The sequence below is a fragment of the Thalassoroseus pseudoceratinae genome (assembly GCF_011634775.1).
Taxonomy (GTDB): Bacteria; Planctomycetota; Planctomycetia; order Planctomycetales; family Planctomycetaceae; genus Thalassoroseus; species Thalassoroseus pseudoceratinae.
Genome location: NZ_JAALXT010000007.1, coordinates 452,014 through 465,384 on the forward strand (window position 1 = coordinate 452,014; position 13,371 = coordinate 465,384).

Annotated in this window: 7 protein-coding genes; 3 read left to right on the forward strand and 4 right to left on the reverse strand. The window is 56.2% G+C overall.

Annotated elements, in window-relative coordinates:
* Nucleotides 1-60 precede the first annotated feature (60 nt).
* Nucleotides 61-1,434, reverse strand: coding sequence for a tetratricopeptide repeat protein (locus G6R38_RS24230; protein WP_166831363.1), 1,374 nt, complete (start codon nt 1,432-1,434; stop codon nt 61-63).
* A gap of 497 nt (nt 1,435-1,931) precedes the next feature.
* Between G6R38_RS24230 and G6R38_RS24235 the strand changes: the two genes are divergently transcribed.
* Both G6R38_RS24235 and G6R38_RS24240 read left to right on the forward strand, forming a co-directional pair.
* Nucleotides 1,932-4,667 (forward strand): DUF1592 domain-containing protein, encoded by a 2,736-nt coding sequence (locus G6R38_RS24235; RefSeq protein ID WP_166831364.1) that lies wholly within the window; start codon nt 1,932-1,934, stop codon nt 4,665-4,667.
* A gap of 58 nt (nt 4,668-4,725) precedes the next feature.
* The gene (locus G6R38_RS24240; RefSeq protein ID WP_166831365.1) at nt 4,726-6,081 is read left to right on the forward strand and encodes a DUF1552 domain-containing protein; all 1,356 of its coding nucleotides are present in this window, start codon (nt 4,726-4,728) and stop codon (nt 6,079-6,081) included.
* 57 nt (nt 6,082-6,138) lie between these two features.
* On the opposite strand, the gene G6R38_RS24245 is transcribed toward G6R38_RS24240, so the two are convergent.
* From G6R38_RS24245 to G6R38_RS24255, 3 genes are all read right to left on the reverse strand, one after another.
* A complete protein-coding gene (locus G6R38_RS24245; protein ID WP_166831366.1) occupies nt 6,139-7,179 on the reverse strand; it encodes an agmatine deiminase family protein in 1,041 nt (346 codons plus the stop codon).
* 13 nt (nt 7,180-7,192) lie between these two features.
* Nucleotides 7,193-8,113, reverse strand: coding sequence for a carbon-nitrogen hydrolase (locus tag G6R38_RS24250; RefSeq protein WP_166831367.1), 921 nt, complete (start codon nt 8,111-8,113; stop codon nt 7,193-7,195).
* A gap of 116 nt (nt 8,114-8,229) precedes the next feature.
* Nucleotides 8,230-10,560, reverse strand: a complete 2,331-nt coding sequence (locus G6R38_RS24255) for a polysaccharide biosynthesis tyrosine autokinase (protein WP_166831368.1) — start codon at nt 10,558-10,560, stop codon at nt 8,230-8,232.
* Between the two features lie 541 nt (nt 10,561-11,101).
* Here G6R38_RS24255 and G6R38_RS24260 point away from each other — a divergent pair.
* Nucleotides 11,102-13,291: a tetratricopeptide repeat protein gene (locus G6R38_RS24260; RefSeq protein WP_166831369.1), complete on the forward strand. Its 2,190-nt coding sequence runs from the start codon at nt 11,102-11,104 to the stop codon at nt 13,289-13,291.
* The last annotated feature ends 80 nt before the right edge of the window (nt 13,292-13,371 follow it).

Here is a 13,371-nt window from a genome sequence, read left to right on the forward strand (position 1 = left end):
TCCCAATTTCTGTCACAGAAGCCAGGCAGAAACGAGACTGCCATTGCCAAGTGCATCGTCCTAGCTGTTGCCACGGAGAAGTTGCCGGAGTTTATCGTTGGCTTGCCGACCAGCACGAGTGTTAGGCCATTTTTTGACGATCAATTGCAATCGCTGTTTGATCTCTCCGCGAGACATATCCGATCGCCCTTTGATCTGTTCAAACGCATTGAAGGCCAGTTCTTCAGGGTCCGCCTCTTTGCCTCGTTCTCGGATGTTGCCCTGCTCGATGTCATTGAGCATCTGCCGAGCTTTCCGTGCCGCTTGCGTGGTCGGGTATTGACGCATCACATCTTGCAAATGGCGACGGGCTTGCGTTGCGGTCATTTCACCCGATCGAATTTCGTTGAGCACTTTCACGGCACGGTCTTCGTCGCTGGCGTGTTCCGTCTGGTCTTCCCAACCCACGGTGTTGGTGGGAGTTTGACCCCACTCGTTGTCGTCATCGTCGTCGTCGTTGCCAAATCCACCGGGGACTTGCGATCCGAAATCGATGCCACCGGTATCCGGGACGGTTCCCGTGCCGGGCAAACGCTCTGGTTGGCTTGGGCCACCCGGAATGGACCGAGATTGTTCCATCCGAACGGAGTCCGCGATTCCTGGTTCATCCGCAGAGAAATCAGCCGGACCGCCAAACTGACTGCCTTTCGGCACATTCGTTAGCGGATCGTGTGTCCGCCGTTGAGGCGGTGCGACGGTCGGTTGCGGAACCGGAGGCGATTGCACAACGGGTTGCGGCATCGGTGGCAACGCGATCTCGGGGGATTCAACGGCGTCTTGAACCCAATTTGTGATGGCGTCGGCGGCTTGAATCACTTCGGCGAACGTGACTTTGCGGCTGTTCACAACTCCCGGTTTGAACGCGACTCCAATCGTCAGCGGACCGGTAATGTGCACGCCATACCGCATGGACATCGCGAAAACCGTCAACCATGCACCTACAAGCGTTAACAGAATCGCCAGGTAAAGCATGTGCCCAAAGAACGTGGAGTTCATGAACAGCCCCGGCAAACCGAACAGGAACGTGGCCACTGCGTAAGCCAGGTAGATCCCGGATCGGCTGGCATATGCGGTCACACCCAGACGGCGAGTTACCGGCATCACTTGCAACGATTTCCCCATCAGACTGTCGGATTCCAGGCGAACTTCGGTGGAATCGACCGTCAGCCGTTCCCGTGCGTGTTTGCCGATGGTCATCAGCACCAACCCCCAGAATCCACCGCGACGGCCGCTCAATTCCAGCACTCCATCGGGAGCTTGAGGAATTTGAAAGACCTCGACAATCAGCGAGGAATCTTGCCGACCAAAAGGCGTGAGTCGGGAAATTAACTCGCCAATCAGGCCGAGAGCAACTTGAAACGCAAGCAGTGCGCCGATGAGTTCAAATGGTGACATATCGGTTTACGGTTTCATTTCGAACATCGGATCGGCCCTCGGTCGATGCTCCTCCGCGAACGATTGTCCAAGGCCCGGATACGAAAACTGGAAGAATTAGATGCAAAAGAATTCAATTGAGTATGCAAATTTACCGGAGTTACTGCGAGTCTGAACAGCAAAAACCCAACGGAAGCCCAGAGTTTTCCCACAGACTACCGCTCAAACGGATTTTTCCGGGAAATCCACCAAACAGATCACCGAAGACAAATTCATGAGGCGATGTTTTCGACACCAATTGATCAACATCGTATCAATGTTTATGGATTTCCTTTACTTTTTCCCAAGGTATCGCGTAAACTTAACGATAGCAAATTGCTGACATTCCATCCTTCCGTTGGCTCATGCTCACGAAGACGAGTGCATTGAATCCCGCCGACGGATGCCTGAATTAGACCTGCCACGTTCGTCTTGTGGCCCCCGTTGTCACCATGCCAACCTAGAGGGGGTTTTCGATAGTGACTGTTTCGACCGATGATCTCATTCGGATTCGCTGCCGATCTTGTGGCGTGAAATTCAACGTCCATGGACGTTTTGCGGGTCGAAAAGGAACCTGCCCGAACAAACAGTGTGCGGCCAGGTTTATCGTTCCCACTCCGCCGAAACGCCGTTCCAAGACATCGGCTCGGCGTCCGATCGGGAAAGAGCGGTCGCCGCAAACCATTGCTTCTATTCAAGTTCCGTCGCAGGCAGCGGCAAAGTCTCAGGCGTCGAAAACTCCGATTCCGCCGAGCGTCCGCAAACGATTGGCTCGGCCGAAGCCAGCCCGACCGAAGAAACGGACTTGGGGATGGCGTGGTCTGTTGGGGTTCAGTAGTGCTGTCGCGTTGACGATGGCGATTCTTCTGTTTCGGAATTTCTCAGGCGTCTCGCAACCGCAAACTGCGGCGGCCGCTTCGGGAGACAAAGACCAACCACAGCAACGGAGCGAATCTCCCGCAACGGAAGCGGCATTCCAGAAAGATGTGCGTCCGTTTCTGGAAAAATACTGCTTTGATTGTCACGCCGATGGTGTCGAGGAAGCTGGATTGGCCTTTGATGACGACACCACCGCCGAACATATCGACAAAAATCGTCGACAATACGAAAAAGCCCTGCGGATGATTGTCGCCGAAGCCATGCCGCCCGGCGATCACTATGCTCAACCCACCGCGAAGGAACGGGAACGAGTCCTGAGTTGGCTCGATGATCGTTTGTTCTATGTCGATTGCAGTTTGCCGCCCGATCCCGGTCGTGTGACGATCCAACGATTGAACCGGGCCGAATACGATAACACAATCCGCGATTTGCTTGGTGTCGATTTTCATCCCGCCGAGGATTTTCCTTCCGACGAAGTCGGCTACGGATTTGACAACATCGGCGACGTACTGTCGCTGCCGCCGCTGCTGTTTGAGAAATATGTCGAAGCCGCCGAGGAAGTGGCCAGCCGTGCAATTGTTGCCGATCCGTTTTCGCAAGTCGATCGCCGGGTTGCCGGTCGGGATTTGCAACTCGAAGGCAGTGCCGCACTCCGAGATCGCGGGTACGCCTGGATGGCATCGAGTGGTTCCGTGGCGGCGAAGGTGAAGATTCCGATGACGAGCGAATATCTCGTCATCGTGGAAGGCATGGGGCAACAAGCTGGTGATGAAAAAGCCAAGCTGCAATTGCGAATTGACGGCAAATCGGTTCACACCTTCGTGACCGAAAAGAATATGAAGACCGAAACGTTCGAGTACCCGGTTCGGTTGACCGAAGGCCAACGAAAAGTCGAAGTGGCTTTCATCAACGACTACTACAACCCGAAAGCCAAAGACCGCAATCAACGCGACCGAAACGCCGGCGTTCGATCCATCACGGTGAAAGGGCCTCGGGATTTCCAATTCGATCTTCTGCCTGAATCGCATCAGCGAGTGGTATTCACTCGGCCGGGGAAAGATGAAACTCCCGACCGAGCCAGCGAAGAAATCTTACGGAAGTTCCTGCCGCGTGCGTTCCGTCGTCCCGTGGGTGACGAAGAAATCGAACGGTTCCAAGAACTCGTAAAGTTGGCCATCAAACGAGGGGATACCTTCGAGCAAGGGATCCAACTCGCGGTGTCAGCGGCGTTGGTGTCTCCGCACTTCTTGTTCCGGGTGGAAAGTGACGCACGGCCCACCGATACCCCCGCGATCCAAAACATCGAAGATTACGATCTCGCCTCGCGGCTGAGTTACTTCCTTTGGAGTAGCATGCCCGATAAGCAATTGTTCGAGCTGGCCAAGGCGGGACAACTTCACAAACCGGATGTGCTCCGAACACAAGTTCGGCGGATGTTGGCCGACCCGAAATCGCAGGCCATCGTCGACAACTTCGCCATGCAATGGCTGAACTTGCGAATGCTCGACGAGATGGAACCCGACCCCAAACTCTTCCCGCAGTTCAACGAAGACCTGCGGAAAGACATGCAAACCGAAACCCGCAAATTCTTCGAAACGGTCATGCGGGAAGATCGGAATGTGTTCGAGTTCCTCGACGGCGATTTCACGTTCGTCAACGAACGGCTCGCGAAGCTCTACGGGATTGGTGGCGTCAAAGGCGATCAATTCCGGAAAGTTTCGTTGACCGGATTGCCACGACGCGGCGTGTTGACGCAGGGAAGTATTCTCACGTTGACCAGCAATCCCGTGCGAACCAGCCCGGTCAAACGCGGCAAATGGGTGATGGAAAACATCCTCGGCACACCTCCGCCACCGGCACCGCCGAATGTGCCGGAACTCGAAGAAACCGCTGCGAAGGCTCCGGACGGGGCGTCGCTTCGTGAACAATTGGAACTTCACCGGAAAGACCCGGCATGTGCGTCGTGTCACCGTGTGATGGACGCCATCGGCTTCGGCTTCGAAAACTTCGATGCCATCGGCCAATGGCGTGATCAGGATGAGGGAATCGACATCGATGCCTCTGCCGACCTCAAAGGCAGTGGACCGTTTAACGGACCGGTTGAGTTGGTCAAACTTCTCAAGAACCGTAACGACGATTTCCGCCGCTCATTGGCAGAGAAGATGTTGACCTATGCACTCGGTCGCGGTGTGGAATACTATGACCGATGCGCGATCGACGAAATTACGAAGCAGATGAAAGAGAACGGGGATCGATTCAGCACCCTGATGACTCAGGTGGTGTTGAGTGATCCATTCCTGAAACGTCGTAACCAACAAGTCGAAACCACCAAGTAACCCAGAGTGATCGTGCTGTGCGTTTCGGAGCACTCGACACAAGTCGGAAAGGCTAATCATGGATACGAAAAAGAATCACATTCCCCGTCGAACATTTCTTCGCGGTGCCGGGACGGCAATGGCTTTGCCACTGTTGGACATTATGTCGCCACGAACAAGTTTGATTCGCCCGGCACAGGCGGCCGCTGCAGCGTCGAAACCACCGGTGCGAATGGCGTGCATCTTCTTCGCCAACGGTGCGATCATGGACCAATGGCAAGTGAAGGGAGAAGGGCGAGACTACGAGTTCTCTCCCACGCTCAAACCCCTTGCCGGTCTGAAAGACGATATCAACATCTTCTCCGGGCTCACGCAGCACCATGGTCGTGCTAACGGCGATGGCGGTGGAGACCACGCCCGGAACGCCTCGGTCTTCTTGACCGGTTGCCAAGCCTACAAGACCAATGGCGCTGACATCAAATTGGGCATTTCGGTCGACCAAGCCGCCGCCGACGACATCGGTAAATACACGCGGCTTCCGTCGATCGAACTTGGTGTGGACCGCAGCCGCAACGCCGGTAACTGCGATTCCGGTTATAGCTGTGCCTATTCCTCGAACATCTCTTGGAAAACGCCGACCACGCCGATGGCGAAGGAAATCAACCCCCGGTTGGCCTTCGAACGGTTGTTCGGCACCGGTGAAGATGTCCAGAAGAAAGCTCGTCGTGATTTCTATCGACAAAGCATTCTGGACCTGGTCTCCGAGGACGCTCGCAAACTGCAACAACGTCTCGGCCAAACCGACCGTCGGAAAGTCGACGAGTACTTCACCAGCGTTCGCGAATTGGAATTGCGGATTCAACAGTCCGCTGTGACAGCCGCCGAAGTCCCGGAATACAATGTGCCCGAAGGCATTCCGAAGGAAACCGCTCAGCACATCGCATTGATGTACGACATCATGGCGTTAGCGTTCCAAACCGACACAACCCGCGTGGCAACGTTCATGCTGGCGAACGCCGGTTCCAACCGTACCTATCCGGAAGTCGAAGTGACCGACGGCCATCACTCGCTGTCTCACCACCGCAACGATCGCAAGAAGATGGATCAGATTGCGAAGATCGATTTGTTCCTCGCCGAACAGTACGCGAAGTTCCTCGAAAAACTCCGCAACACTCGTGAGGGTGAAGGCAACGTGCTCGATAACAGCATGATTCTCTACGGAAGTGCGATCAGCGACGCCAACCGACACACCCACCACGACTTGCCAATCGTGTTGGCCGGTCGCGGTGGTGGCACGATCGAAACCGGTCGGCACGTGGCTTATCCGAAAGAAACGCCCCTCAACAACCTGTTCCTCTCCATGCTCGATCGCGTGGGAGCCCAAGTTGAAAGCATCGGCGACAGCAAAGGCCGTCTGAAAGGTCTCGACAGCTAGACCTATTCTTGAGGAAAACGAATTCGCGAAGCCGTCGGTTTTAACCGGCGGCTTTTTTTACGCCGGGATTTGCTGTGTCAGACAGTGAAACGCACCCAATCCCCACACGAGATCGGTACAGTCCACGCCGATGATTTCCCGATCCGGAAAACACCGCCCCAATGTTTCCCTGGCGACTGCATCCGCTGGGCAATTGTAGGTGGGAACCAAGACGACCCGGTTAGCGATGTAGAAATTCGCGTAGCTGGCGGGAAGTCGTTCCCCGTCGTATTCCACTGGCGACGGCATCGGTAGTTCGATGACGTTCAACGGTTGGCCGTCGATTCGAAACGCATCCAACCGCCGCCGATTTTCTTGCAACGGGCGATAGTTCACATCGTCAGGGTTTTCTTCAACTACCGTCACGACAGTCGTCGGGTTGACGAATCGGGTAAGGTCGTCGATGTGGCCATCAGTGTCGTCACCGACAATTCCATCACCCAACCACCAAATTTCCGTGACGCCGAAGAAGTCTTTGAGATATTGCTCGATCTCCACCTTAGAAAACTGCGGATTCCGATTAGGATTGAGCAAACACGATTCGGTCGTCAGCAGGACGCCTTGTCCGTTCACGTCGATCGAGCCACCTTCGAGCACTAATGGAATCGGTGTGCTGGGAATGCCGAGCGTGTCTGCCATTTGCCCGGGGATTTGGTTGTCGAGATCGAACGGCGGATACTTTTCACCCCACGCGTTGTATTGCCAATCGAGAGCGTGGCGGTCTCCGTCTGGATTTTTGATGATGATTGCCCCGTGGTCGCGACACCACGCATCGTTGGTTGGGAAGTGATGAAAGTGAATTTCCCCACTCGCACCGGCTTGGTCGAGATGCCCACGCGCCTCCGCTTCCATAGCGGCATCGTTGACGTTGATGTGCACCGGTTCGGAGCTCGCGAGGTGCGTCACCATTTGCGCGTAGACCGGCGGAATCGTCTCGAACTTCCCCGGCCAAGAGTCTTCCTTGTGCGGCCAAGACACCCATGTGGCGGCGTGCGGTTCCCACTCGGCGGGCATGCGGAAATTCCGTTGGCTGAACGTTCCCGATGTGATCGGTTTCATAATGGGCTTTCGATCAGTCAGCGTCGATGTAGCGTTTTGTCAGCGGGCCATAAGCGTCGATACGGCGGTCCCGAAGGAATGGCCAGTGCGTGCGGGTGACATCGATCTGCTCCCGATTGATCGGCACAACGACGACTTCCGCTTCATCACTGGACGCCTTCGCGATGATAGTTCCCGAAGGATCAGCCGCGAAACTTTGACCCCAAAATTCGATGCCACCGGACTCGGCGGCGGATGTGAGAGTGGGGGAATCGCTCGTGGGGGTCGCTTCGAATCCGGTGCGGTTAACGGCGAACACATAGCAACCGTTGGCGACCGCGTGCGAACGCTGAATGAGTTCCCAACTGCCGTGTTGGGCAACACCGTACTCGGCTTTCTCACTGGGATGCCAACCGATCGCGGTGGGATAGAACAAGATCTCCGCACCCTGCATGGCGGTCAATCGAGCCGCTTCGGGAAACCATTGATCCCAGCAGATCAACACGCCAATGCGGGCGAATTTCGTTTCAAACGTCTTGAAACCGAGATCGCCGGGTGTGAAATAAAACTTCTCGTAGTACAGCGGATCGTCGGGAATGTGCATCTTGCGGTACTTGCCAAGGTATTGGCCATCCGCATCGATAACGGCTGTCGTATTGTGATACAGCCCCGGAGCGCGACGCTCGAACAAACTAGCAATCACGACGGTTCCAGATTCGCGGGCGGTCTCTTGAAGGGCTTCGGTCGTCGGGCCGGGAATGGGTTCGGCGAGATCGAAGTGCACATGGTCTTCGGTCTGACAGAAATACGGAGCCAAAAACAATTCCGGCAAACACACAATGTGCGCACCAGCTGCGGCGGCTTCGCGAATCATGTCTTGGGCAATTTGCAAGTTGACAGCCGGATGCTCGGTGCACTTCATTTGCAGCATCGCGACATGGAGAGCGTCATTCATGGGCCAAATCGATTCCCGGTTACAGATTCAGATCGCGGGTGCATCCACGCAAAAAGCCGAGCCGATCAACTGATCGACTCGACTTTCCGTATCGTAGTATAGCAGTTCGTGTGTGGTTACGCAGCCGCCTTGGGGGTTTCGTCCGGGGCGTAATCGCCGTAGCCGTAACCATACCCGTACCCGCCGCCGTAGGTGTCGAAACTGCCGCCGGCATCCCAACAGTTGAGGACCAAGCCCAACATGGTGACACCGGTTTGGTCGAGCATTTCCAACGTCTTGAGGGCTTCGGGTTTGGTGTCCTGCGAGACCCGCAATGCCAGCAACATGCCATCTACTTGAGAGGCGATGATGCACGGATCGGCCACCTTCAGAACCGGCGGACAGTCCAGGAGAACGAAGTCGTACTCGCTCTTGGCGGTTTCCAGGAATTCGTGGAACGCGACTGATTCCAACATCTCCGCTGGGTTGCCGGGGTTCGGACCGGCAGGCAGGAATGTCACGTTCGTCTCTGGGACGGCATGAATCACGTCCGACGGTTTGACTTGACCTTGCAACACCAAACTGAGGCCCGTTTCGTTTTCGACCCCAAAGACTTGGTTCATCCGTGGACGCCGCATATCACAGTCGACGAGCAACACCCGACGCCCGGTCTGAGCCAAGCTAAACGCCAAGTTCGCGGTAACCGTGGTTTTGCCGTCGCCCGGTTTGGCACTCGTGATCGCGAGGACGCGTAGTTCCTCTCCATTGGCGGCGAAGAACATTTGCGTTCGCAAACCCCGGAAGACTTCTGCCTCCGGAGATTGTGGAGAGTGCAACGCACAGACCGTGAGGTCCATCGTCGCGTGCAACGGGTTGGTGGCTTCCTCCGGAATTTCCAAGAATGGGACTTGGCTGAGAACCGGCAGGTCCAGCACGGCGGCGACTTCGTCCGCATCTCGGAAGGAACGGTCTTGGTATTCCAACGCAAGTGCCCCACCAACCCCACCCAACAATCCAAGGAACGTGCCAAGTACGACGCACAACGGCAAGTTCGGCCAAACGGTATCCCCAAATGACGGGGACGCAATGAGTTCATTGATGAACCCACCGTAATCTTTCGCCATATTGATGTCTCGCAGTCGCTCAACGACGGCGTTGTACAACTCTTGACGACGGGCAACCTGCTTATCGAGCGTTTCGTCCTGCAGTTCGTAGACGACGAGTTCTTTCGCGGACTCTTCTTCCTGAGCCGCCAGTGCAAGCAGTCCTTCTTCACGCTTCTTGATCGACTGCAAATCGTTCTCGAGGATCCGGGCATAGGCATCGACAATACCGTCCGGCGTAAGCGTTTTCTCGTTTCCTGTGAGGGTTGTGGTGCCAGACGTTTCCTTGAGCACTCGTTTGGCTTCTTCAATTTTGTGCCGAATGCGGACGACTTCGGGATGCCGCGGCGCGAAGTTCTCCAAGAGGTTTTTTTCTTCCGCTCGAAGTTGGGCGAGAACTTCGTACTGAGCCTTCGCCTCCTCCAACCGCACCGGCATACTTGCTTGGAAGCTGGCGGAACTAGCTTCACTACCGATGACTTCCACGAACACCCCGAGTCGCGCTAAGTTTTCGTCGTCGATCAATGACAGCTTCTGAAGCATATTGACAGACGAACCCGAGTCGCGTTTGACGACGTCTCGAACGATTTGTAATCGGGATTCGGCTTCAGTGGCTTGTAATCGTAGAGCGGAGAGTTCTTGCTGAATCTGCTCGTAACGGGTTCGGTGAATGTTGTTGCTTTCCGATCCGTTCCACAACAACGGGGCGTTCTTCCGCATGTTGAGACGTTCGGATTCCACTTCACTCAGTTCGTTTTCCAAGTCCTTGCGGGCACGGGCGATGAGTTCCGCAGCTTCGTTGTTGACGTCTTCGGATTGTTCATCGACGAACGACTGAAATCGCTGAACCAACGCATTGACGATCAACTGCGAATCCCGCGGGGAGTTGTGTCGGAAGTTAATGTTGAGCACATTCGCTTCCTTCGCTCCACCGGAACCACCCCGCGTGACATCCAAGTGATCAATCACATAATCGACCGGGGTTTCATTGGGCTGGAGTTCGCCCTTGATGGACTCCAAGTCGTACAGTTCGCCTCCTTTGAGAGCGTCCTTGACGATCCGGGGGCTTTGCAGCAACTGCATGTGAGTCGCGAGAATATCTTCGCCGACACCGCCGGTCTGACCGTCCTGCACACCACGCGTGGCCAATCGCGGGTCACGACGCATGATCATCAACTGAGCTGCCGATTCGTACGTGGGCGGTGTGAGATACCAATACGCCACCGATGCGGCCCAACCCAACGCGACAGCGACGACCAAAACCGCCCATCGTCGCTTCAGTATTTGGAGAATGTCGAAAGAATCGCCTCCGGGCACACCAGCCATCATATCTGGCTGGGAACTGGCTATCATTTCGTTCGCCATTCGCGTCATCCTCTCGGCTGTGAGTTCATCCCTGACCGTCACCACGCTCACGCGAGCCTCATGCTCGCGAATGGTCTGCGGGGCTAGTTCGAGGCCATTGCTCGGTCTAGAACCGCTCTGTTACGCGTGAGTTAGCGCTGAAAGTTATTTCGTACGAAAGATCTTGCCTAGTCCAGTTTTGTCGAATCAGTGCACGAATAGTCTGCCAAATCGTCAATTTGTGTTCGGCAAGAGTTTAGTAGTTTGCCCAGGCTGCCTTCGCTTCCTGTCTGACCATCGACGTCGGTTTATTTGAGACCATGAGTGGGGTTCGACGACTACGATTGAGGGTGTTCCGATCGACGGGTTCGGAATTGGTCTCGACATGGATCTGGACGCAATCTATAACCCGCCGCACTCTTTTCTCTGAAGTCTCTTCAAAACTCGTCCATCGATTTCAATCGGCATTCGCTGAGAACGGTTCGTTCTGCAGGCAGGTCGCGGTCCGCGATGCCTTTGGTGTGAACGTTCCGTGGTTGGATCGATCCGGGAGAACCGCCCGATGCGACATCCGTTCCGCAAAGCCGCTTCTGTTGGCCTATTGACCATTTCGGGCAGCATGATGCTGTGTGGTTGCCAATCGCCTCCGTTCTTCAAAGGCAGCACCGCGAGTTCATCGAACCCGGAAGCAATTCGAGAGGCGTTCGCGTCCTCGTCGGATCGCGAGGAATTGGAAGCCAAGAAATTCGTCAGCCGAGGACGGGAATCTGGTTTGCCACTTGGACGTCCGGCTGCCGATTCGCCGCGTGTTCAAGCGTGGTTGCAACAAGCACACGATGCCGTCGTGCGTGGGCGTGCCGATGACGCCCGCCGATTGTATCAACAGGTTCTCGACGAACATCCCGATCACGCCGAAGCGCATCACCGGCTTGGGATTCTCGCGGACCGGGAAGGTCAATACGCCACCGCCGAGAAACACTACCTCCGAGCACTTCGTGGTCGACCGACCGATGCCGACTTGCTCAGCGATTTAGGGTATTCGTACTTCCTGCAAGGCCGACCCATCGAGAGCGAGAAGTTTCTCCGCGAAGCCTTGCAAGTGGATCCGCAACACCGACACGCTCGCGATAACCTCTCCGTGTTGTTCGACCGTGCGAAAGCCGAATCTGTGTTGCGAACGGTGCAAAGCTCTCGGGAAGTCGAGCAAACGCTGGCGGCGTTGTTCTCGAGCGGACCAGCCAACGACAGCATGGATTTGAATTCGGAGACACCACCAGAAGGGGTCGACCCGAACGAATGGTTGCGTCGTAAGATGGCGGCGGCTCGTACGGAACGGGCCGCATCACGCCCGCCACGTGAGCCAAGTCGCCCGATGCCGCGACCGCAACAGCGTCCGCGACCGCGTGTTGTTCACGCAGGACAGGGCGGACGTGTGCCGGACGAACACTTGGCGAACGCACTTCGTGACATCGACCGCTCATCGTCCGCTCCGCAATCACCATCCGCACGAGCTTGGCCAACACAACCGAATCCGGAATGGCCCACCGCGTCCGAACAAACGACATTGGCAAGAACTCAGCAGCGAAGAACTCAACAACCCACGTCGGCTCCACGGTCAATGGCAGACACGCGACGAGACTACGATCAGTCCATGATGGCTCCGCCGCCGCACTCGTCGACTCAAGTGGCGTACGGTTCGCGTTTCGATGATCACGATCGTCTCCAACACGCGGACTTCGACGCCGCGCCGCCAAACCACACGACTCGGTACGACATGAACAATCGGGATGCCGGGAATCCGTCGGACGCTTTGGCCTCACGAAATTCGATCGACTCCCGACCGGAAGCCCCGCGTTGGGAGAACATTCCCGAGCAAAATTGGTCCCAAGTTCCCACCGCTGAGGAGTCCGCAACACGGTATGCCTCTCGGATGCCCCAGGGTTCGATTCAGCAAACCGACTACACCGCCGCTCGCCAAGCAGCTGAAATGGGCATGCAAACCGGACCGGGTGCAGTTTTTCCGGGACTGCGATCGTCCGATCCGGTCCCCCATGGCAGTCAACCCCGGCTGATGGCCGACGGGTCTGCCGCTCCGATTATTCAGCCGCATGGGATGGCGCCTCCACGGCGTGAATTGCCGGGATCGAATTCGCAAACGCAAGGCATCGCGACTCCAAAATGGCAAAACCGACCCGCCGCTCCCGATTGGGGCACGCAGGATCAGTATTCCAGTTCGAACTGGAGTCGACCAATGGAATCCGGTGCCAACACACCTGGTCAGTGGCCCCACACGAACGGTTCCGCAAATCTGAACGGTATGCCGGTGATTCAGCCGAACGAATCGCGACATCAACCCAACGGCATGCCGATGGAACGACGATTCGATCAGAACGGTGCCTTCCAGCAGAACCCTGGTCAAACCGATCCTCAAAACGGACCGACCGATCCCCAACAGTATCCGCATCGGAATTCCGGTCCGCTGAACGCGTATGATCAGCAACGACAAGAGCACGCCGCCACGTACAACGACGACTTACAGCAACTCTCGACGCAACGCGGTCAGTGGGGGCAAGGAGCGGCCAACAACCGTCCAGCGGTTTCGTCGGGCATGATGATTGGACCCAACGATTACCACTCCTACCGTCCGGAAGACTTCAACCTCCGCCCAGAAACCGGAGCACCCGACTACCGGGCCGGACTCGGACACGACTTCGGCACCGGCGCGGTCCCTGTGCAGTATCCGCATCGGTGATGGAACACGGAGAGTTCAGGGTCGCAAGTAGAGAGTCAAGAAATCGGCGGTTGTTCGCCGGACTCGCGACCGACCACGCT

Coding starts and splice junctions, on each gene's coding strand:
- G6R38_RS24230 (WP_166831363.1), bottom strand. CDS start 1,434: ATGTCACCATTTGAACTCATCGGCGCACTGCTTGCGTTTCAAGTTGCT.
- G6R38_RS24240 (WP_166831365.1), top strand. CDS start 4,726: ATGGATACGAAAAAGAATCACATTCCCCGTCGAACATTTCTTCGCGGT.
- G6R38_RS24245 (WP_166831366.1), bottom strand. CDS start 7,179: ATGAAACCGATCACATCGGGAACGTTCAGCCAACGGAATTTCCGCATG.
- G6R38_RS24250 (WP_166831367.1), bottom strand. CDS start 8,113: ATGAATGACGCTCTCCATGTCGCGATGCTGCAAATGAAGTGCACCGAG.
- G6R38_RS24255 (WP_166831368.1), bottom strand. CDS start 10,560: ATGGCGAACGAAATGATAGCCAGTTCCCAGCCAGATATGATGGCTGGT.
- G6R38_RS24260 (WP_166831369.1), top strand. CDS start 11,102: ATGCGACATCCGTTCCGCAAAGCCGCTTCTGTTGGCCTATTGACCATT.